Annotated in this window: 14 protein-coding genes; 8 read left to right on the forward strand and 6 right to left on the reverse strand. The window is 73.4% G+C overall.

Translation table 11 applies throughout. The features are described from left to right. Nucleotides 1–6 precede the first annotated feature (6 nt). Nucleotides 7–837 (forward strand): CheR family methyltransferase, encoded by an 831-nt coding sequence (locus WME97_RS14490; protein ID WP_437552485.1) that lies wholly within the window; start codon nt 7–9, stop codon nt 835–837. Beyond that, a complete protein-coding gene (gene cheB, locus WME97_RS14495; protein ID WP_437552486.1) occupies nt 834–1,868 on the forward strand; it encodes a chemotaxis-specific protein-glutamate methyltransferase CheB in 1,035 nt (344 codons plus the stop codon). The genes WME97_RS14490 and cheB overlap by 4 nt, the downstream gene beginning before the upstream one ends. Nucleotides 1,869–1,887: 19 nt before the next feature. On the opposite strand, the gene WME97_RS14500 is transcribed toward cheB, so the two are convergent. Beyond that, on the reverse strand, nt 1,888–3,090 hold the full coding sequence (locus WME97_RS14500) for a putative sensor domain DACNV-containing protein (RefSeq protein ID WP_437552487.1): 1,203 nt from the start codon (nt 3,088–3,090) through the stop codon (nt 1,888–1,890). 72 nt (nt 3,091–3,162) lie between these two features. After that, entirely contained in the window at nt 3,163–4,137 is a 975-nt protein-coding gene (locus WME97_RS14505; protein ID WP_437552488.1) for a Ku protein, read from the reverse strand. Between the two features lie 269 nt (nt 4,138–4,406). Between WME97_RS14505 and WME97_RS14510 the strand changes: the two genes are divergently transcribed. Further along, nucleotides 4,407–5,006 (forward strand): cysteine hydrolase family protein, encoded by a 600-nt coding sequence (locus WME97_RS14510; RefSeq protein WP_437552489.1) that lies wholly within the window; start codon nt 4,407–4,409, stop codon nt 5,004–5,006. Nucleotides 5,007–5,073: 67 nt separating this feature from the next. Here WME97_RS14510 and WME97_RS14515 read toward each other — a convergent pair whose 3' ends face one another. From WME97_RS14515 to WME97_RS14525, 3 genes are all read right to left on the reverse strand, one after another. Then, nucleotides 5,074–5,619, reverse strand: a complete 546-nt coding sequence (locus WME97_RS14515; protein ID WP_437552490.1) for a DUF3341 domain-containing protein — start codon at nt 5,617–5,619, stop codon at nt 5,074–5,076. A 34-nt stretch (nt 5,620–5,653) separates the two neighbouring features. Next, nucleotides 5,654–6,094, reverse strand: coding sequence for a BON domain-containing protein (locus tag WME97_RS14520; RefSeq protein WP_437552491.1), 441 nt, complete (start codon nt 6,092–6,094; stop codon nt 5,654–5,656). Between the two features lie 370 nt (nt 6,095–6,464). Next, nucleotides 6,465–11,408, reverse strand: a complete 4,944-nt coding sequence (locus tag WME97_RS14525) for a sigma 54-interacting transcriptional regulator (RefSeq protein ID WP_437552492.1) — start codon at nt 11,406–11,408, stop codon at nt 6,465–6,467. A gap of 212 nt (nt 11,409–11,620) precedes the next feature. On the opposite strand from WME97_RS14525, the gene WME97_RS14530 reads away from it, so the two are divergent. From WME97_RS14530 to WME97_RS14550, 5 genes are all read left to right on the forward strand, one after another. Then, on the forward strand, nt 11,621–12,259 hold the full coding sequence (locus WME97_RS14530) for a hypothetical protein (RefSeq protein WP_437552493.1): 639 nt from the start codon (nt 11,621–11,623) through the stop codon (nt 12,257–12,259). 141 nt (nt 12,260–12,400) lie between these two features. Continuing rightward, nucleotides 12,401–13,522, forward strand: a complete 1,122-nt coding sequence (locus WME97_RS14535; RefSeq protein WP_437552494.1) for a Kazal-type serine protease inhibitor domain-containing protein — start codon at nt 12,401–12,403, stop codon at nt 13,520–13,522. A 121-nt stretch (nt 13,523–13,643) separates the two neighbouring features. Continuing rightward, the gene (locus tag WME97_RS14540) at nt 13,644–15,353 is read left to right on the forward strand and encodes a hypothetical protein (protein WP_437552495.1); all 1,710 of its coding nucleotides are present in this window, start codon (nt 13,644–13,646) and stop codon (nt 15,351–15,353) included. Next, nucleotides 15,350–17,500: an SWIM zinc finger family protein gene (locus WME97_RS14545; RefSeq protein WP_437552496.1), complete on the forward strand. Its 2,151-nt coding sequence runs from the start codon at nt 15,350–15,352 to the stop codon at nt 17,498–17,500. The genes WME97_RS14540 and WME97_RS14545 overlap by 4 nt, the downstream gene beginning before the upstream one ends. 476 nt (nt 17,501–17,976) lie before the next feature. After that, nucleotides 17,977–19,605 carry a reverse transcriptase family protein gene (locus WME97_RS14550; protein WP_437552497.1) on the forward strand — a complete coding sequence of 543 codons (1,629 nt, stop codon included), beginning with the start codon at nt 17,977–17,979 and terminating at the stop codon, nt 19,603–19,605. A 4-nt stretch (nt 19,606–19,609) separates the two neighbouring features. On the opposite strand, the gene WME97_RS14555 is transcribed toward WME97_RS14550, so the two are convergent. Next, the gene (locus WME97_RS14555; protein WP_437552499.1) at nt 19,610–20,089 is read right to left on the reverse strand and encodes a hypothetical protein; all 480 of its coding nucleotides are present in this window, start codon (nt 20,087–20,089) and stop codon (nt 19,610–19,612) included. Nucleotides 20,090–21,043: the final 954 nt, after the last annotated feature.

Genomic DNA, 21,043 nt, shown 5'->3' on the forward strand with positions numbered 1-21,043 from the left:
GTGGGCATGACGAGCCGCCTCCCCATCTCTCCGCAGGTCTTCGCGATCTTCAGCGCGCTCGTCGCCGAGAAGATCGGCTTCCACTACGACGCGACCGATCGCGAGCTGCTCGGCGACAAGCTGTCGGCGCGCGCCCTCGACGCCGGCTTCGACTCGCTGCTCGATTACTACTACTTCCTCCGCTACGACCCGGGGGGCGCGGCCGAGATGGACGCGCTGATCGACGGGCTGGTCGTGGGCGAGACGTACTTCTTCCGCGAGCTCGCGCAGCTCGAGCTCGCGGTCTCGGAGTTCGTCGCGCCGCGGGTGGCGGCGGGCGGCCGGCCGCGGATCTGGTCGGCGGCCTGCTCGAGCGGCGAGGAGCCGCTCACGCTCGCGATGCTCCTGGCCGAGCGGGGCCTGCTCGACAAGGTCGAGCTCATCGCGAGCGACGTCAGCGCGCGGGCGCTCTCGCGGGCCCAGGCCGGCGTGCACGGGCCGCGCTCGCTCCGGAGCAACGCCCCGCCGCCTCCGTTCGCCGACCGGTGGCTGCAGGTGACGCCCGATCGCGTCGTCGTGAGCGCCGAGCTGAGGCGGGCGATCGACTGGCGGCGGATCAACCTGCTCGACGCGTCCCAGGTCGCGTCGCTCGGGCAGCTCGACGTCGTGGTCTGCCGCAACGTGCTCATCTACTTCCACGACAACACGGCGCGGTGGGTGGTCAAGAACCTCTCGGGGGCGCTCTCCGCGGGCGGGATCCTCCTGGTCGGGGTCTCCGAGTCGCTCTTCAGGCTCGGCACCGCGCTCGCCTGCGAGGAGCGGGGCGGCGTGTTCCTGTACCGGAACGCGCAGCCATGAGGCGCCCCCCGGTCCGCGTGCTCGTGGTCGACGACTCGGCCTTCGTGCGCAAGGTGCTGCGGCAGGTCCTCGGCGCGAGCTCCTCGATCGAGGTCGTCGACACGGCCATGGACGGCCTCGACGCGCTGGAGAAGATCGCGCGCTACAAGCCGGATGTCGTCACGCTGGATCTCGTGATGCCGAACCTCGACGGCCTCGGCGTGCTCGCGTCGTTGCCGCGCCAGGGCGCGCCGCGGGTGATCGTCGTCAGCAGCGCCGACGCGGACAGCGATGTCGGGGTCAGGGCGCTCCAGGAGGGCGCGACCGATCTCATCGAGAAGCCGACGGCGCTCGCGACCGATCGCCTCTTCGGCCTCGCGGACGAGCTGGTCCGCAAGGTGCTCGCCGCCGCCGAGGCGAAGGTCCACCGCGTGGAGCCGCCGCTCGCCCCGCCGCCTGCGCCCGGCGCGATCCCGGCGCTCTCGCGCACGCGGCTCGTTGTGATCGGCGCCTCGACCGGCGGCCCGCTGGCGCTGACGCGTCTCTTCGCGGCGATGCCCGCCGGGTTCCCGGTCCCCATCGTCGTCGCGCTGCACATCCCTCCTGGTTACACGGAATCGCTGGCGCGCCGCCTCGACGACGGGAGCGCGCTCTCGATCGTCGAGGCGTCGGACGGCCTCCCGCTCCGGCCCGGGCTCGTGGCCCTCGCGCGCGGGGGGACGCACATCGAGGTCCGGCGCAACCTGACGCGCGCCAGCGTCTGCTTCCCGGCGACGGCCGGCGCGTCCCTCTATTGCCCGTCGGTGGATCTGCTCTTCGCGAGCGCCGCGGCCGAGTTCGGGCCGGGCGTGCTCGGGGTCGTGCTGACGGGCATGGGGGACGACGGCCTGGAGGGCTCCCGGGCGATCCGCGCGGCGGGCGGGAGGATCCTCGCGGAGGCCGAGTCGTCCTGCGTCGTTTACGGCATGCCCCGCCGCGTGCTGGAGGCCGGGCTGGCCGCCACCGCGGCGCCGCTCGATCAGATGCCTGCGGCCATCCTGCGGCATCTTTGAACTCGCAGGTCGCGCCTCGTCAAAGCGGCCAGTAGACGACCTTCCCCTCGATCTCCTGGAACGTCGCCGCGTTGCCGTCCTGGGAGACGATGAAGGCGATCCGCTCCGGGTACCCCGCGACGAACGCCGCGGCCGCGCGGTGGCGGGTGCCTCGCGCGTCGAGGCTCAGGCTCGCGTCCATCCGCTGGTCGGGGGTGGCGGCGAAGACCTCGGAGATGATCGCCCGCGGAGGCGGCAGCTTCGCGCCGAACGCGAGCACGTCGAGGGCGTGGCTCATCACGACCGCGCCGTCGACGGTCGTCAGCCGCACGATGATCTCGAGCAGCCGGCTGACGCGCTCGGATCTCTGCAGCGCGTGCTCCGAGTCGCGCGGCGCTGGCCTCCCCACGGACGGCGGGCATGGCCCGTCCGGCAGGTAGGCCTCGTGCGCGCCGGCGAGGTCGAGGATGGCCGAGCCGAGGCACAGGGCAGGGGCCAGCCGCTTGACCTCGGTGTCGAGCTGATTGCCCTCTTCCCCGAAGAGCTGCGGCAGGCCCTCGCCCGGCCCCAGGACGACGAGGAGCCCGCCGCGACCGAGCTCGACCATCCCCTCGACGATGCGCAGCAGGTAGCCGCGCACGTTGCGGGCGAGCGCGCTCGCCTGGTCCCGCGCGACGGTCCGCTCGATGGAGTCGAGCAGCGGCCGGTTCTTGGGCATCCACGTCCGCACGGCGCCGCGCTCGTAACGGACGACCTCCCATTCGCCGCGGTACACGGCCACGACGCCGGGCTTCGGGGCGACGACGCGCACGAGCTGATCGAGCGCGAACGACGGCCGGCCGTGCGGCACCGCGATGCCGGCGACGGCGAGCGACCCATCGAGCGGCACCACGGCCAGGAAGGCGCGCGGCCACGCGCTCGCCGGACCGAGGTTGGCCAGGTGCTCCGCGTCGAACGCCACCGGGGACGCGAACCGCACGAGATCCCACGCGGGCTCTCCGGACTCGAACTCGGCGAGGCGCTCGGCGAACACGACGCCGATCGGGTTGAGCCGCCCCTCCTCCGTCGCCATGGACGCGAAGAACAGCGTCTCGATCAGCTGCGTCAGGATCGCGGCGAAGGAGGGCGGCGCCTCGTCGGCGGCGACGCGGGCGCCGGGAGCCAGCTTCTGCGCCGCGAGCGGGGGCTGCCCCTGCAGCTCGAGAAAAGCCGCCGTGACGTCCGCCGGATACTTGGGGCGCATGAGCTCGCTCTACCCTCCTCTGCGCCCCCGGTCAGACCGGCGGGCGGCGTGCAGGCCGCTTCTCCGTGCGCTTTACGCGGCCCGACGCGAGCTGCCGCCCTTCCGCTTCGGGGCCTCCGCCTTTCGCTCCCTGGATTTGCCGCCTTCTTCCGGCGCTTTCCTACCGTTCTTCGCGCCGTCTTTCGCACCGTTCTTCGCGCCGTCTTTCGCTTCGTCGTTCGCGGCCTTCTCGCCCTTCTGTCCGAGGCTCTTCTTGAGCAGCGCGATGAGGTCCACCGTGCCGGTGGAGCGGCGGTGGTGCTCTTCCTCGACAGGCTCCGCGGGCGCCGTCGTGCGGCCGGATTTCACCTTCTTCTCGATGAGCTTCATCACGTCGTCGCGGTACTCGTCCTTGTATTTCTCCGGCTCCCACGCGGTGGCCATCTCGGCCACCAGCCGCTCCGCCATCTCCAGCTCCCGCTTGCCGAGCCCCTTTCCCTGGGCGTCCATCTCGGGCAGGTCGAGCTCCTCGTCGGAGCGGAGCTCGTGCGCGAACCGGAGCAGGTTCAGCATGAGCCCTCTGCCGTGCGGCCTCACCGCGGCGATGTGCTCGCGCGTCCGGATCACGACCTTCGCGATACCGACCTTGCCCGTCTTCCGCAGCGCCTCGCGCAGCAGGACATACGCCGTCACCGGCGATCGCTTCTTGCCGTTCTGGGACGCGGGAGCGAGGAAATACGGTTTGTCGTAGTAGATCGGGTCGATCTCCGAGGCGTCGACGAAGTCGAGGATGTCCACGGTCTGCGTCGCCTCCACGTTCGCGCGGCGCAGGTCCTCGTCGGACAGGACGACATACTCGCCCTTCTCGTAGGGATAGCCGCGGACGATATCGTCCCAGCTCACCGGCTCGCCCGTCTCCCGGTTCACGCGCTCGTAGCGGATCGGCCCCATGGTGCGCCTGTCGAGCTGCGTGAAGTGGAGCTCGTCGGGCTCCTCGGCGGGGTAGAGGGCCACCGGGATCTGCACGAGCCCGAAGCTGATACTCCCTTTCCAGATGCTGCGAGGCATGTGCGCTCCTTCGACCCGGAAGGCGACCCGAGGGCCCGCGCCAGGTCCGTCATGGCGAGCAATGCAAGCCGGCGGCCGACGACGCGCCCTCGCTGATCCTGCGCCGCGCGCCCGTCCTGGCCGCCTGGGGGCATCGCGGAACCGGCGCCTCCAGCCGCGCGCTGCCACGGCCGAGGTCGCGTTTCGCCACGGCGGACCGGGCGCGGCGGTGATCGGCGGTGATCGCTGCCCCACGCGCCCTCGCCGGCAGGTTATAACCGGCGCACGACATGCCTCGGCGTTCCCACGATCTTCACGGTGCCGCGCCGGACGAGAGCCGGACAGCGCTGCTCCTCATCGACGTGATCAACGATCTGGACTTCCAGGGAGGTGATCGGCTGCTCGCCCACGCGCTCCCGATGGCGCACCGCATCCGGGCGCTGAAGCAGCGGTGTCGCGACGCCGGCATCCCGGCGGTCTACGTGAACGACAACTTCGGCCGCTGGCAATCCAACTTCCACCGTCAAATCGAGCACTGCCTGGAAGAGGGCGTGCGCGGCCGCGAGATCGCGGCGCTGCTGCGGCCTGGAGAGGACGATTATTTCGTGCTCAAGCCCAAGCACTCAGGCTTCTACGGCACCACGCTGGAGATCCTGCTCGAGTCGCTCGGCGCGCAGACGCTCCTCCTCACCGGCATGGCGGGGAACATCTGCGTCCTGTTCACGGCGAACGACGCCTACATGCGCGATTACCGGCTGCTCGTCCCGTCGGACTGCATGGCCTCCGAGACCGAGGAGGACAACGGCCACGCGCTCCGGCAGATGCAGCGCTTCCTCAAGGCCGACATCACGCCGTCGGACGAGCTCGACCTCGAGCGGCTGCCCGCCTGACACCGGCCCATGGGCGGCGTCAGGCGGGCAGCTGCCCGAGATCAGGTTGGATGACAGAGCGTCACGCTCAGGCGACGGCTCTCTGCTTCGACGAGATCCCCTCTTCGGTGAGGACCGCGACGTCGGTCGCGCCGCCGCGCTCGAGGATCTGCTTGGCGAGCGCGCGCTCGTTGCTGTCCTCGACGTGGACGGAGATGAGAATGTTGCCGCCCTTGATCTTGCCCTCGTATTGCTTGGCCTCGACCTCGGGGATGCCGAGCCCGATCAGCGCGCCGGTCACGCCGCCGAGCGCGGCGCCTGCCGCGGCGCCGCTCAGCGCGGCCATGATGGGTCCGGCCGCGATGAACGGCCCGAGCCCCGGGATGGCGAGGGCGCCGATGCCGGCGAGCAGCCCGAGGGTCCCGCCGACCGCGCCGCCCGCGCTGGCGCCCGCCGTCGCGCCCTCGGGCGCCTTCGTGTGCTTCTCGTGCGCGAAGTCCCGCGTCCCGTGCTTGTCGGGGAAGAGCGCCGAGATGTCGCCGGTCATGAAGCCGGCGCGCTGGAGGTCGCCGACGATGATGTCTGCCTGAGCGAGCGTGCTCACGAGGCCAAGGACCGCTTTCTTCGTTGCCATGGTGTCGTCTTCCTTTCGGACCGTTCGTACCGGTTCAGTCAACGTCGACTTCGAGCTGGTTATCGACCCTCTGCACACCCGGGATCCCGAGGGCGATGGCGGCGATGTCGGCCTTCTCCTTGTCGCTCTTCACCGGGCCGCGCAGCGTCACCACCTGCCCCGTCGTGATGATCTTGACGTTCTTCGCGCTCATCGAGAGCGCGTCGTTCGCGACCACCGCCTGCCGGATCTTCTGGGTGATCGTGCGATCGGCCTCGTTCTCGCCCTGGTCCCCGGGGGTCAGCGCGGCGGGATCGCGATCGCGATCGTTCTTGCCTGTGTTGTCGGCGGCCGTCGTGGGGTTGTTCGCCCGCTGGGCGATCTCGCCTGGAACTGCGGGATTGCCGTCCGAGCGAGTCGTGCCTTCCGCTCGATCGCAGCCGGCCGCAGCGGCGATCGAGAGAGGCAGCAGCAGGACGAATTTTGCTGTGTTCATGCCCGGCACCCCTCGCAAGGCCCGGGCCATCCCCGGCGGAGAGCGCCTGTCGGTGCGTGTTCGTGGCCAGGGTGGAGCATGAGCCACGTCACGCCGATGGATGAGATGGCTCTCTCCACGCCGTGTCGTGGGTGACTTTTCAATCGCGTCGGTGCGCGGCGCCGCGCGGCTGGCAAGCTCATGGCTGAAGAGAGGCCGGACTGCCCCAAGTGGGGCGAACTGCCCCGTGCCGGCGATGTCAGAAGGGCAGAACTAACGCTATCGGGCGGAGGACGGTGCGTGTGTACGCCTGTGACGGACGCCGTCCAGAGCGCCAGTCGCCAGCGTCCGATCGGGCCCGCGCTCGCGCTCGGGGCGCTCGGGGAAGGGCTCAGTCGTCGCTGGCGCCTTTCGGCCGTTCGGTCGTGCGCGCGACGGGCGGTTCGATCGGCCGTTCGATTCCGAGCCGCCGCAGCTTCCGGTAGAACGTCGCCCTCGACATGCCCGCCTCGCGCGCGGCCTGGAGCGCGTTCCAGCCGGTCCGCTCGAGCGCGGCGAGCAGCGCGGCGCGCTCGTCGCGCGGCGGTCGCGGCGCGCCGCGGCCGCCGCCTTCCTGCGCGCCGGGCAGGTCCACGTCGTCGGGGCCGATCCTGCGGCCGTCGCACAGCACGACCGCCTTGGTGATCACGTTCTCCAGCTCGCGCACGTTGCCGGGCCAGCCGTGCTGGCCGAGCCGCCGCAGCGCCTCGTGGGACAGCTGCGGCGCCGGGCGGCCCAGCTGCTCGGCGGCGCGGCGCACGAAGTGGAGCGCGAGCTCCGGCAGGTCCTCCAGGCGATCGCGCAGCGCGGGCAGCCGGATCTGCACCACCGCGACGCGGTAGTAGAGGTCCTCCCGGAAGCGCCCGCGCGCGGCCTCGGCCAGGAGATCGCGGTTCGTCGCGCAGACGAGGCGGAAGTCCACGCGCACGGCCTCGGCGCTGCCCACCGGGCGCACCTCCCGCTCCTGGAGCACCCGCAGCAGCTTCGCCTGCACCTCGAGCGGCATCTCACCCAGCTCGTCGAGGAAGAGCGTGCCGCCGCGCGCCGCGACCACGAGGCCGGTCCGGTCCCGGTCGGCCCCCGTGAACGCGCCGCGGACGTGGCCGAAGAGCTCCGACTCGAGCAGCGCGGCGGGGAGCGCGGCGCAGTTGATCCCCATGAAGGGGCCGCTCTTCCGCGGGCCGGCGAAGTGGATGGCGCGCGCGACGAGCTCCTTGCCGGTGCCGCTCTCGCCCGTCACGAGCACGCTGACCGGCGCCTCGACCACGCGGTCGAGCATCGCGAACACCGCGCGGAGCGCGGGGCCGCGCCCCACGATGGCGCCGTAATCGTAGCGGTGCTCCAGGGCCTGCTGGCGGACGAGCACCTGCTCCTGAAGCCGGTCGATCTCCGCCGCCTGGCCGCGCAGGAGCTCCTCGACGCGGCGGCGCTCGGCCTCGAGCTCCACGGTGCGGCGGCGCAGGTCGTCGACGAGCCGCGCGTTGCGCAGCGCGAGCGCGACCTGGTCGGCGAAGGCGAGGAGCAGGTCGACGTCCTCCGGCGCGAACCGCGCGCGCCGGAAGCGGTTGTCGAGGTAGAGCGCGCCGAGCACGCCGTCCGGCGAGCGGATCGGCACGGCGATCACGGACCTGAGCCGCATCGCGTGCACCGACGCGTGCTCGTGGAAGCGCGGGTCCTCCTGGGCGTCCACGGTGACCACGGGCTCCTGCGTCGCGATCGCGCGCTCGGCGATGCCGTAGCTGAACTTGAGGTGGCTCCTGCCGACCTTCTCCCGGTCGACGTTGCGCGCGACCGCCACGCGCAGCTCGCCGCCCGGCTGCTCGATCAGCAGGAACCCGCGCTCCGCGGCCGTGAGGTCGATCGCGGCGTCCATGGCCATCGCGAGGATGTCGGCGATCTCGACGGAGGAGTTGAGCCTGCGGAACACCGCGAGGAGCCGCTCGAGCTTGGCCGTGCGCTCGGCCGTCGGCGGCGCCGCGGCCTCGGCCGCCGCGGGCGCGCGGGCCGGCTGCGCCGCGCGGCGCCGAGGGTGGGTCCAGAAGGCGTGCTGCAGCGCCTCCGGCAGCGAGCGTGCCATGGCGGTCCAGGCGGCGGCCGCGCGCTCCCGCTGCGCCGCGGCGGCCTCCGGCTCGCCTGCGAGCTCGTGGGCTTCGGCCAGCGCCAGGCGGACGTCCGCGGCGAGGTCGGGCTGCGCCGCGCGCTCGGCGAGGCCCAGGGCACGCTCGAGGCGCTCCCGGGCGGCGGTGAGGTCCTGACCGAGGTTGCCGTCGCCCTCGCCGTCGAGCAGCGCGAGCCGCCCCTCCAGCAGCGCAGCGCGCGCCCCGAGGTCGGGCGCCTCCCGGGCGGCGTCGTGCTCCCGCGCCCGGCCCAGCGCGGCCCGCGCGTCGCCTACCGCGCCCCGCGCGAGGTGGGCCCGGCACAGCTCCAGCTCCTCCTCCACCACCTCCCGCTGCGCCCCTTGCGCCTCGAAGCCGCGCCGCGACCGCTCGAAGCAGCGCGCCGCCTCCTCGGCGTCGCCGCCCGCGAGCGCGCAGTCCCCGAGGACCGAGGCCGCCGCCGCCGCGAAGAACGGCGCGCCCCGCCGCGCGGCCTCCGCCTCCACCCGCGAGGCCACGCGGGCGGCCCGCTCGAACGCCCCCACGTCCGCCCAGAGCTTCGCCAGATCGAAATCGAGGACGAGGACCAGGTCCGCCTGGCCCAGGGCGGAGGCGAGCCGCGCCCCGCGCTCGTAGGCGGCGAGCGCTTCTCCGAGCTCGCCCGACTGGTGGCACGCCGTACCCACGTTGAGGCTGCAGCGCGCCACCAGGTCGCCGAGCCCGTGCTCCTCCGCCGTCGCCAGCGCCTGCCGGTACCCGACGAGCGCCGCCTCGACCTCCCCGGCCCGGAAGGCGTCGATCGCCTGGTACGACAGCGCCCGCACCAGCGCCCTCGGCGCCCGCCGATCGCGGTGCAGCCCGGCGGCGAGCCCGAGGTGCAGCCCTGCGAGCCGGCGCTCCCCGAGGTAGCTCGCCGCGACGCCGACGTCCTCGTGGAGGCTCGCCAGCACCTCCGGCTCGTCGCACCACGCGAGCGCCGGCTCGGCGCGGGCCCGCGCCTCCGCGTGGGATCCGAGCCGCAAGAGCGCCCGGCTCGCCAGATCGGCGAGCCCCGCGCGCTCGCGCGGCGTGGATGATGATGACGACGCCGATCCCTCCCCGCCGGCCTGCTCGCTCCGCTCGGCCTCGTCGAGCCGCGCGAGCGCCGCCGTGGGGTCGCCCAGCTCCAGCAGGCACGCGCCGAGCCGGACGAGCGCCTGCGCGCGCCGCGCGCCGAGCTCTCCGGCCTCGTCGCTCGCGAGCAGGTGCTCCAGCACCTCGCGCGCCCGCGCCGCGCGGCCGACGCGCTGGAGGGTGGACGCGATCTCGAGCCGCGCCTCCGCCGACGTCGCCACCTCGAGCAGCGCCTCCGCGGTCGCGCCCCACGGCCTCGGATCCGCCTCGCGCTCCGCGCTGCGCTCGAGGAACAGGCGCTCGGCGGCCGCCGCGTCGCCCGACAGCGCGAGGTGCAGCACCCGCTGCTCGGCGTGCGCCGGGAGGGCGGCTGCCGCCCGCGCGTGCGCCGCGCGGACCACCTCGCCGCCGAGGGCGCAGAGGAGGGCGGCGAGCGGCCCGGCGCGCGTCAGCGTCCACCCCCCGGCGGTGCGCGCGGCCACGCCGCGGGCGGCGAGCTCGGCCAGGTGCGCGACCGGCAGCCCGAGCGGCGGCAGCTCCTCGTCGGCGACCGCGCCCCCCTGCACGGCCAGCGTCGCCACCGCGTCCCGCAGCGGCCGCCCGAGGCCTCGCAGCCGCAGCGCGTAGCGCGCGCTCGCCCCGGGCGTCGTCGCGTCGAGCCCGGCCACGTCCCCGCTCTCGGCGAGCCGCCCCGCGATCACCACGAGATCGGCGGGCCACCCCGCGCTCGCGCGCAGCACGACCTCCGTCGCGTCGCCCAGGCCGATGTCGTCCATCCAGCGCTGCACCGCCTCGCGCCCGAGCGGCGGCAGCGCGACCTCGCGCGCGCTCCGCCCCGCCTCGGCGGCCACCGCGGCGAGCGGCGCCCGGCCGCCGCCGTGCGGGACGCGCTCGGCGGCGAGGAGCAGGACCGGATCCTCGGGGCCGAGCAGGCGGGCGAGCGCCTCGAGCATCTCCCGGTCCGCTCCGCTCACCTCGTCGGCGTCGTCGAGCACGAGCACCAGCGGCCCGGCCCCCGCCCCCGCGTGGCCTCCCCGCGCCCGCGTCAGGCGCTCGTGCGCGCGCAGGGCGCCCAGCGCGCCGGCGGGGAGCGCCTCCTCGCCGGTCGCGCGGCGCAGCATCGAGGCCACCGGCGCGCTGGCCCTGGCGAAGCCCTCCACGGCCTCCATCCGGAGCTCGGCGCTCCACGTCGCCTCGCGCAGGAGGCGGCTCTTCCCGCAGCCCGGCTCCCCGGCGATCACGCAGACGCGCGGGCCGCGCTCGCCTCGCTCGAGCGCGGCGAGCGCCTCGTCGACCGCGCGCATCTCCGCGTCGCGCCCGACGAGGTGGGGCGGCTCCGGCGGCGGCGGGGCCACGGCGCGCGGCGCGGCGCCCACCCAGTCGAGCACCTCGCCCGCGTCGGCCGGGCGGTCGCGCGGCTCGGACCGCACGAGGCGCTCGACGAGCGCGCCGATCGCCTCCGGCAGCGGCTCCGCGAGCAGCGGCGCGATCGCCTCGAGCGTGCGGCCGAGCGAGAACAGGTCCGCGCGCCCGTCGGCCGGCTCGCCGCGGATCACCTCGGGCGCGAGGTAGCCCCGGGTGCCGGACACGCCCTCGTCGGGCCTCCCCCCGAGCCGCGCCGCGCAGGACAGGTCGATCAGGACCGCGCGCCCCGAGGCCCCGACGAGGATGTTGGCCGGCTTCACGTCGCCGTGGCGGATGCGCGCGCGGTGGAGGAACCGCAGCGCGTCGAGCACGTCCACGATCGCGGCCCGCGCCTCCTCGAAGCGCCGGCCTGTCACGTACTCGTCGAGCGGCGCGCCCAGCACCGCCTCCGACGTGAAGTAGAAGCGCGGCTCGCCGGTCTCCCGGAGCATGCCGAAGTCGAGGACCCGGACCAGGTGCGGATGGAAGAGCCCCGCCAGCATCCTGAACTCGCCGCGGAACGCCGCCCGCTCCGCCGTGCGCGCGTGGCCGAGCAGCTTGAGGCACAGGTCCCGCCCGAGCGCCTCGTCCCGCGCGAGCCACGCCGTGGCCAGGCCCCCCCGCCCCAGGGGGCGGATCAGGCGGTAGCGGCGGGCGAGCAGGGTCCCTTCGGCTTGGCTCACCCGCGCAGTGTCTCACGGATGTGCCATCTGAGACAGTGAGACACTCGATGAGACACCTGTGCCTCGCATTTCACGATGATTTCCGTCCTTTTTCATTCGGCACCAGGTTTGCTCTAATGGCTGGCATGGCGATGCGGACGACATACGGACACCGAGGACGGCGGGGCGCGCGCGTCGCGACGCTCCTCGGAGCGCTCGTTGGCGGCTGTGTCGTGAGCCCGCAGCCGAGCCCGCCGGTCCACGAGCCGATCCTGGACACAGGGCTCGTCGGCGTCTCGGGCGACCCCCAGGTCTTGCGGCAACAGGTCTTCCTCAAGGGCGAGCCTGGGGCGGTCGAGCCGGCGGAGGGCGTGGTCGTGGTGACGAACCTCGACAGCGCGGACGCGCCCGTCATCGCGGAGATCAACCGCGACGGCAGCTTCCTGGCCGCGGTGGACGCGTCGACGGATCAGGTCCTGCGGATCCAGGTGAAGCAGGGCGAGCGCCGGTCGGAGCCGGTGGACCTGCTGCTCGCGGGGGAGCCCATCAACGCGACGCAGACGATGCTGGCGCACCTGCCTTGCCTCACGATCGAGCCCGCCGCGTGGGTCGTGCTCGAGGCCGGCGAGCGCGACGTCGTCGTCCGCAACACGTGCGCCGAGGAGGTGTCCATCGGCGCGCCGCGCTTGCGCCGCGGCGCGGGGCCGTTCGGGTTCAGCCCGGCGGAGGCGTTCGTGGTGCCGGCGGGTGAGTCCGCCGCCGTCACGGTGCGCGCGGACGGCGAAGGGGTCGAGCGCGAGGACGTGCTCTTCCTCGAGGTCACGGCGCCCGAGCCCGGGCGCCGCGTCCTGACACTGACGCTCCCCGACTGAGCGGTCGGGGAGACGAACATCGAACTCACGCGCCGCGCTCGACGTACTGCGGGCGGCGCGAGGCGCCCTTCCTCTGGAGGGGAGGGGCTCGTGGATGTCTATTGCCTCGCCGGTGACGGCGGGGCTCTTTTGGAGGAACCCATGAACGTCCAGAATCGTATCAAGAGCAGCCGTATCGGATCCTTCCTCTGGCTCGCGCTGTCGATGTTCCCGCTCGCCGCGGGCTGTCAGGTGGAGATCGCCGACGACAGCACCGCCACCGACTCGGCGGAGGTGAGGGGCGGCGGCGGGCAGGGCAAGGCCTGCGGCGGCCTCCTCGGCCTCTCCTGCAAGAAGGGCCTCTTCTGCGACTACGAGCTCGACGCCATGTGCGGCGCGGCCGATCAGACGGGCACCTGCCAGCCCATCCCCAAGGCGTGCACGAAGGAGTACAGGCCGGTCTGCGGCTGTGACGGCAACACGTACGGCAACGAGTGCATGGCGAACGCGGCGGGCACGTCGGTGTCGTCGGTCGGCGAGTGCGCGCCTCCTCCGGGGGACGTCTGCGGCGGCCTCCTCGGCCTCTCCTGCAAGGACGGTGAGTTCTGCGACTTCGCGCCGGACGCCCAGTGCGGCGCGGGCGACATGACGGGCACCTGCCTGCCCACGCCGGGCGGGTGCACCAAGGAGTACGCCCCCGTCTGCGGCTGTGACGGGAACACGTACGGCAACGCCTGCATGGCGAACGCGGCGGGCGTGTCGGTCGCGTCGAAGGGCGAGTGCGCGCCGCCGCCTTCGGAAGGCAAGGCGTGCGGCACCCGCGGCGGCTGGACGTGCGAGAAGGGCGAGTTCTGCAACTTCCCGCCCGAGGTCGAGTGCGGCGCGTGGGACGGGCCGGGGGTCTGCACGCCCATCCCGGAGGCGTGCACGTTCGAGTACAACCCGGTCTGCGGCTGTGACGGCCAGACGTACGGCAACGCCTGCGCTGCCGCCTCGGCGGGCGTGTCGGTCGCGTCGAAGGGCGAGTGCGCGCCTGCTCCCGGGACGTTCTGCGGCGGCATCGCGGGCTTCGCCTGTGGCAAGGGCGAGTTCTGCAACTACAGCCTCGAGGCCATGTGCGGCGCGGGCGACATGACGGGCACGTGCGAGACCATCCCGGAGGCGTGCACGGAGCAGTACGACCCGGTCTGCGGCTGCGACGACACCACGTACGGCAACGAGTGCTTCGCGCACGCGGCGGGCGTGTCGGTCGTGTCGCGCGGCGAGTGCGCTGAGCGCCGGTAAAGCGGTATCGCAGGCGCCGTCCGCGCCGCGCGTCGCGTGACACCCCCCCCTCGCGCGACGCGCGGCGCGGCGGCGCCGCCCTTGACCGGCTCCGGGCCGGTTCCCTAGCATCCTGCCGCGCATGAGCGCCGCTCGATCCCAGACAGCGTCGACGCTCCTCCTCGACGAGCACTTCGAGGCCGGCGACGACCGGTTCGTGGACGAGGTGCTCGCCTCGGAGGCGGGCCGGAAGCTGAAGGCGCTCGCCCCGCGCTGGTACGAGGACCGGCGCCCGTTCGCGCGCCGCGCGCTGCTCCGCTACATCGACGACGGCTGCGACCGGCCGCACCACCGCGGCCTCGTCAAGGTCCTTTACAAGCTCGCCGAGCAGGCGGGAGACGACGAGATCGTCGGCCGCTTCATGGTCGCCTTCGATCGCCTCGTCCGCCGCAAGCTCGTCAAGGTGACCCGCTACGACTGGGTGACCAGGACCTCCAGCGACGAGCCCTGCCTCGTCAGCGACACCGGCGTGCCGGCCAGCCTCCCGCAGGGCGACGTCGCGTCGCCGCGCTTCTCGATGCGGACGCGCCACTACCTGCGGCGCCGCGCGTTCCGCTACTTCCGGCGGCTCGGCCGGCGCGACGCCGCCCGCTACGGCCGCGCGATCCGCGCCGCGCTCGCGCTCTACCGTGACGAGCACCTCGACAGGCCCGAGCGCCTGCTCGACGCCTGGGGGCTGCTCCACGCGCTCTACTGGGGCTCGCCCGCCCTCGAGCGCCTCCCGCGCGGCGTCCGCCTCGCGGAGGGCGCCGCCCTCGCCGAGCTCGAGCCCGCGCCGATCTACCCCGAGGCGTGGCAGGGCGCCTTCGACGAGGTGCTCGGCCTGGTCACGGCCGCGAGGAGCCGCACCGTCCGGGCGTTCGCCGTCGGGCTGCTCGAGCGCGGCTACGCCGCCGAGCTCCGCGGCCTGCCGCTCGCCCGCGTGCGCGCGCTCCTCGAGAGCCCGCACGACGAGGTGCAGACCCTCGCCGCCGGCCTGCTCCGGCAGCTCCCGGGCCTCGGGACCCTGCCGATCGCGGACTGGCTCTCGCTGCTCCAGACCGAGAACGCCGCGGCGCTCGCCTTCGTCTGCGAGGCGGTTGTCGAGCACGTCTCGCCGGCGCGGCTCTCGCTCGCCGAGTGCGTGGCCCTCGCCTGCGCGCGCGCCGCGCCGGTCGCGGAGCTCGGCCTGCGCTGGGCGAGGACGAAGCCCGTCGAGACTGCCGCCGATCTCGACACCCTGGCGCGCCTCGCGACCGCGGTCGCCCCCCGGGTCCGGGAGGAGGCGGTCGCGTGGCTCGTCGAGGTGCTCGGGCGCTCGCCCCACGGCCGGGCCGAGCACGTGCGCGATCTCCTGGATTCCCGCCACGAGGACGTCCGCGCCCGCGCGCTCGAGCTCTTCGAGGCCGACGCCCGCTTCCGCGACGACACCGGCCTGTGGGCCGCGCTGGCCGAGACGCCCCACGCCGATGCCCGCGCGTTCCTGATCCGGCACCTCGCCGCGCGCAAGGCGGCCTTCTCGCCCGAGGCGCTGCGGCACGTCTGGGCGGCGGCGCTGCTCGCCGTCCACGGGGGCGCGCGCGACAAGCGCGCTGTCGTCCGGCAGATCGCGGACCGCGTGGTCGCCCGGCCCGGCGAGGCGGACGCGCTCCTGCCGCTGCTCGGCGTCGCGCTCCGCAGCGTGCGCGCGCCCGAGCGGCGCGCCGCCCTCGGGGCGCTCGCCCGCGCCGCGTTCCGCGCCCCCGCGCTGCGCGACGCCATCGCGCGCAGGCTCCCGGAGCTCCGGCTGTTCGAGGGGGAGGACGCGGCGTGAGCTTCGATCTCCGCTACCTCGGCACGAGCGGCATGAAGGAGCTCGGCGGCGGCGCCGCGCTCAGCTTCGCGCCCAACCTCGCGCGCCCCAGGGTCTTCTTCGACGGCGAGCTCGCGCGGCCGGTGCGCTTCCGCGAGGCGATCAGCGCGCTCCACGACGTTGTCGTGGGGGACCTGCGGCGCCTGCCGAAGGATCGCTCCGCCCACGAGGCGTGGAAGCAGCAGGAGGCCGAGCGCGAGGCCCGGCTCCGCCGGGAGCTCCACGGCGAGGCCATGAAGGCCGAGCTCGCGCGCCTCGGGAGCGCGCCGCGGCCGCCGAACCTCGAGGCCGACTTCCGGAAGATGCACAAGCTCTACTGGGGCGCGCGCGTCCGCTGGGCGAACGAGCTCGCGCGGAGCGATCCGCAGCTCTTCCGCCACCTCGTCCCCTGCGATCCGGTCGTGACCGTCGCGCCCGATGTCGTCTTCTTCGAGTGCTTCTCCAAGGACGAGTCGAGCTACGGCTGCCTGTCGGTCGATCGCGACGCCTTCCGGGGCGCGCAGGACGCCGGCCTCGGCACGACGAACGTCGACTACTCGCTCGCGCTCTACGAGCACTTCCAGACGCTCCGCAGCTACCGGCCGACGCGGCTCCTCGTCGATCCGACCGGCTTCGAGGTCGCGGTGGAGGGCCGCGGCGACTACCGCGAGGAGAAGATCGATCTCCCTCCTTCGTGGCTGCGCGGCTTCGGCCAGCTGCAGGCGGCGATGTGCCTGCCGTGCCGGAGGGTCGACGTCCCCGTGGAGGCTGTCTACTCGCTGCTCGCGCACCTCGATCGGCACCGCGAGCGCACGGGCCCGCGCAGCCTGCGCTTCCAGCTCACGCCGGGCAAGGCGCCGATCCTCGTGCTCGACCCCTGGGGCGTCTCCATCCCGTGCCGCGGCGTCACCTGCGACGACGTCCACGTGGCCGTGGGGCCCGCGGCGGGCGGGGGAGGGCTCGGCCCGTACCGCTCCGGGGCGCCGAGGGGCGCGCCGGCGGCGGAGGCGACCGAGGAGATCAAGGTGTGGGGGAGGCGTCGCCTCTCGGTGCTCGCGCGGCTCTTGCCGCTCGCCGATCGCATCGAGGTGCGGCTGCTCGGCTCCGGGCTGCCGAGCCTGTGGATCGTCTTCATGGGCGAGATGCGCTTCACCCTCGCGCTCTCGGGCTGGACGGCGAACGACTGGACCGCGGGCTCTCACCTCGACGTCATGGCGGACGCCTTCACCCCGGACGCGCAGCTGGCGGACCGCGTCGCGCGCCACCTCGAGATGGTCCGGCGCGCCTCCTACGGCGAGCTCGCCGTGTCGATGGGCGCGCCGGACGGCGCGCTCCGCGGCGCGCTGCACCTCGCCGCGAAGCAGGGGCAGGTGGTTTACGACCACGCCGCGGAGTGTTATCGCTGCCGCCCGGTGATGCCGGTCGCCCTCTCCGACGCGCTGCTCGGCCCCGAGCCCCCGGAGCTCGCGGAGGGCCGGCGCATCGCCCAGGGCGGGGTGGAGATCGCGCGGGAAGAGAGCCTCTCCGGCGGCCGCCGCGTCGTCATGGCCAGGGCCAAGGCGACGCGCTGCGAGCTGCTCCTCGACACCGACGGCGCGATCAAGAAGGCGAAGTGCAGCTGCTCGTACTTCTACAAGAACCGGCTGCGCGCGGGCCCGTGCCGGCACCTGCTCGCGGTCAAGCTCCACCTGTCCGGCCGCGGTGACGCGGCGCCGTCGCTGCAGGCTCCGGAGCCGCCGGGGCAGGCGGAGGCCGGCTCGCGCGGTCCGCGGGCGCCGACGGCCGCCCCGCGAGGCGAGGCCGTGCCGTTCCCCGCGGAGCTCCTCGTCGAGATCGAGCGCGCCGCGGCGGCCCGGCGGGCGGGGCTCGCGGAGGTCGTCGAGGCGTCGTGGGATCTCGCGTTCGAGCGCATCCAGGGCTGCCGCTCCTGGGTCGAGGCCCTCGCGCTCGGCGGTCCGGAGGCGGAGCGGGCGCTCCGCGCGCGCGAGCTCCGCGCGCCGGTCGTGAGGACGCTCCCGGTCCACGCGGACGTGCTGGCCGAGATCCGGCGCGTCGCTGACCAGTTCAAGGCGAGCCCCGCCGCGGTGGTGGGCCTCGCTTGGCTCGTCGCCAGGCAATCGACGAAGTGAGGTTCACCCAGCATCCGAGTGTCCAGCCCTGCAAGGAGATCCGTCCGCTCGAGCCCAACATGCTGCGGCGCTCCGCCGTGGTGGAGGTTGTTCTTCCATGCATCCCCACCCCCGATGTTCTTTGGGCGCCTTTAGCAGCTGTGCGGTTCCACTCAGAGGGACCTGACGGTCCTGGAACCGCACAGCTGCCCGGCGCCTGGGTGATCGGGCGTGGTCACGAGCAAGTAGTCGGGCGGGCGGGCCTCCTTGGAGGGCTGGACCGGGTGATGGGTACTTTGGCCGAAGGTGGGGTCTTTTGAACTGCCAGGACGCCAAAAGACGCCAAGACACGCCAGAAGACGCCAAGAAAAACACAAAAATCTTGGCGTCTCTTGGCGCCTTTTTGGCGTCTTTTGGCGTCCTGACGATTCCATCATTCGGGCAGGGTGTAAGTGCCCCGCCACCCTGGACCGGGTGCTGTCCAGAGGAACGGTCGAATGGGCTTCTGGGATAAGCTGAAGTCGATGCTCGGCCTGGGCGGGGCCGAGCAGGGCGAGCGAGCGCCGGGCGGGACCGAGGCGGCGCAGGCCAGGCCGGCGCAGGCCGGGCCCGCGGCCGCGGCGCAGCCGGCCGCCCGCGCGGGGCAGCCCCGCGCCGGGGCGGCGGGCGCGAAGCCGCGCCCCGCGGACCCCTACGACGCCGGCGGGATCCTCGGCCTCTCCGCGGACGAGCTGCGCAGGCGCGCGCTCAAGATCAACCCGCGCCTGACGGCCTGGATCGGCCGCGTGGACACGATCCCGCCGCAGAGCGACGAGCGCACCGCCCTCATCGATCGGGGCCTCGTCCTGCGCGGCCTGCTCACCGAGGCGCAGCTCGCCGAGATCCACCGCGTCGGCGATCTCTGGCTCAGGCACAAGGACGCCGCGGCGCTCGCCGGCACCAACGCGGCGCGCTCGGCCGACGAGGCGATCGAGCGGCTCAAGCGCGAGAAGCTCGCCCGCAAGGAGGAGAAGCGGCGCCAGAGCGCCGAGCGCAAGCGGCAGCGGGCCGAGGCGGTCGCGCGCCGCCGGGCCGAGGACATCATCTTCCTGGGCACCGACGTCTCGGCGGGCCTCGCGGACCGGCGCTCGCACGTCGAGTCGCTCGCCCAGCGCGGGTTGCCCGTGCTGTCCACCCCGGCCGACCTGGCCGCGGCCCTCGGCGTCGCCGTCCCGCGCCTGCGCTGGCTCTGCTTTCACGGCGAGGCCGTCGAGCGCCCTCACTACGTGTACTTCGACGTCCCGAAGCGCTCGGGCGGGACGAGGCAGCTCGCGGCGCCCCACGCCTCGCTGGCCGCGGCGCAGGCCTGGGTCCTGCGCGAGGTCCTGGAGAAGCTGCCCGTCGAGGAGCCCGCGCACGGCTTCGTGAAGGGCCGCTCCACGGTCACCAACGCGCGCCCGCACACGGGCCGCGACGTGGTCGTGAACCTCGACCTCTCCGATTTCTTTCCGACCATCACGTTTCCGCGGGTGCGCGGCGTCTTCCATCGGCTCGGCTACTCCCCGGCGGTGGCCACGCTCCTCGCCCTGCTCTGCACCGAGCCGCCGCGGCGGCCGGTCGAGTACGACGGGCAGCGCTACTGGGTCGCGGTCGGCGATCGCGCGCTGCCGCAGGGCGCCTGCACGAGCCCGGCGATCTCGAACCAGGTCGCGCGGAAGCTCGATCGCCGCCTCGCCGGCATGTGCGCCCGCGCGGGCTTCACGTATACGCGGTATGCGGACGACCTCACCTTCTCGGCGCCCCCGGGCAAGCGCGGCGACATTGCAATGCTGCTCGCCCGAGTCCGCCACATCGTCGAGGAGGAGGGCTTCGCCATCAATCCGGCGAAGGGCCGTATCCAGCGCGCCGGCGGTCGGCAGGTGGTGACGGGCGTCGTGGTCAACGACAAGCCCTCGGCGCCGCGCGAGGAGGTGCGCCGCCTGCGCGCGATCCTCCACGCGGCGAAGAAGACCGGCCTCGCCGCCCAGAACCGCCAGGGCGTGCCGGACTTCGAGGCGCACCTGCGCGGCAGGATCGCCTATGTGCAGATGATCGACCGCGAGAGGGCGGCGCCGCTGCTGTCGGCCCTCGACGCGCTCTCCGGGTGAGGGCTCAGAAGCTGTCGCAGGTCTGGCCCGGACCCACGGTGATGCCGTAAACCCGGTTCGTGTAATAGGTGAGGTCGTCCTGCGCCCGGACGTCGCAGTAGCACTGGGTGCCTGGCCCGAACGGTCCGGGCGGCAGCACGCAGAAATCGGCGCCCTGCGAGCAGTGCTCACCCTGGTTGTCGGCGAGGCAGCAGAGGTTGCCCGGGGCGCAGAGCCCGTCGAGGCAGACCTCGCCGAAAGGGCAGCTGCCGCACTGCCCACCGCACATCTGGGAGTTGCAGGCCCCGCAGGGCTTGCCCCACCCGGAGATCATGAGCGCCGACCCGTCCACATCGCAGTTGCACAGCCCGCTCGCCGCCCGGATGACGCCATCGGCGGGGCAGGGCCAGCGCTCGTTGCCTGATTTCTGCTTGCACGAGGCGGCGATCGCGAGCGCCGACGGCGCGGACTGGAAGATGCTGGTAGGGCGGTTCGCGAGCCTCACGCGCACCCTCGTTGGGGTTCACGGCTACGACCGTAAACGCTCGGTCGCTCCGCTCCGCGACTGCACCGACGGGCCGAGGCGCTGCTTCGAAGCCGGCCGTGCACGCAGGAGCGCGACGTGGAGCTGGGGCTCGGACTCGATGGCGACCCTCGTGATCGACGGCGGTCCGCAAGACGGCGCGCCGTCGCTGAGACTTGTTTACAGGACCGCCGCGGCCATGATGGGGCAACCGTGACGACGTCGCGCCGCCAAGCGCGGAGCATCTGGCACGGCGGAGCAGGGCGCGGGCAGCGCAGCACGCCACGGTGCAATTTGCGCTTGAGTGAAGGCGAGCTGCGTACCTACCATGACTTGTGAGCCGACCGCCAAGGAGGGGACGTCCAGCAAGCAAGAGCCCTCGCTGATCGAGCGCGAAGCTCGGAAGCTGCTCGATGAGCTCGTGCGTGTCCGCGACAGCCGGAACTTCGCCGCCGCGACCGAGCAGGCGAAGGTCCCTGGTGTCGTCGTTCAGCGGGAAGGTGAGCGGTTTCCTCGCGTGCCGTACGTTCGTGTCGTCGGTGTTGCGCTGGGGTTCGACTTTCATAGAGATCGGTCGAGTTTGGACTCTGACGTGGGGTGTCACGGTGCTGTCTCGGCGGATGGCACGCTCTGCCCCTCGGTGATCCTGCCCAGCGTGGAGCTCACGCGCGACCAGGTGACTCGCTTGCTCGCGTTGCGAAAGCTAGAGAGAGCGGCCTCGCGTACGGCCGAATGTCTTCGCTCGGAGAAGCACGCTTTCGTGTTCTACGGTGCTGGTGACGCACCTGTGGCCGAAGTCCTCGTGGATCTGGATTGCGGATGGTGGTCGCTGTCCGGAGGTCGCACGTCTCCGCAGCAAATCAGCGTGTGGCCGTCAGGACGGGCGGCGCCGGGCTGCCGGGCGCGCTGGCACAGAACTGTCACAAGAGCTCTTGC

This window comes from Sorangium sp. So ce367, assembly GCF_051520455.1.
In the GTDB taxonomy this organism is placed as follows: Bacteria; Myxococcota_A; Polyangia; order Polyangiales; family Polyangiaceae; genus Sorangium; species Sorangium cellulosum_B.

Excerpts from the sequence above, each read along its gene's own strand:
- WME97_RS14490 (WP_437552485.1), top strand. The coding sequence starts at position 7 with ATGACGAGCCGCCTCCCCATCTCTCCGCAGGTCTTCGCGATCTTCAGC.
- cheB (WP_437552486.1), top strand. The coding sequence starts at position 834 with ATGAGGCGCCCCCCGGTCCGCGTGCTCGTGGTCGACGACTCGGCCTTC.
- WME97_RS14500 (WP_437552487.1), bottom strand. The coding sequence starts at position 3,090 with ATGCGCCCCAAGTATCCGGCGGACGTCACGGCGGCTTTTCTCGAGCTG.
- WME97_RS14505 (WP_437552488.1), bottom strand. The coding sequence starts at position 4,137 with ATGCCTCGCAGCATCTGGAAAGGGAGTATCAGCTTCGGGCTCGTGCAG.
- WME97_RS14510 (WP_437552489.1), top strand. The coding sequence starts at position 4,407 with ATGCCTCGGCGTTCCCACGATCTTCACGGTGCCGCGCCGGACGAGAGC.
- WME97_RS14515 (WP_437552490.1), bottom strand. The coding sequence starts at position 5,619 with ATGGCAACGAAGAAAGCGGTCCTTGGCCTCGTGAGCACGCTCGCTCAG.
- WME97_RS14520 (WP_437552491.1), bottom strand. The coding sequence starts at position 6,094 with ATGAACACAGCAAAATTCGTCCTGCTGCTGCCTCTCTCGATCGCCGCT.
- WME97_RS14535 (WP_437552494.1), top strand. The coding sequence starts at position 12,401 with ATGAACGTCCAGAATCGTATCAAGAGCAGCCGTATCGGATCCTTCCTC.
- WME97_RS14540 (WP_437552495.1), top strand. The coding sequence starts at position 13,644 with ATGAGCGCCGCTCGATCCCAGACAGCGTCGACGCTCCTCCTCGACGAG.
- WME97_RS14550 (WP_437552497.1), top strand. The coding sequence starts at position 17,977 with ATGGGCTTCTGGGATAAGCTGAAGTCGATGCTCGGCCTGGGCGGGGCC.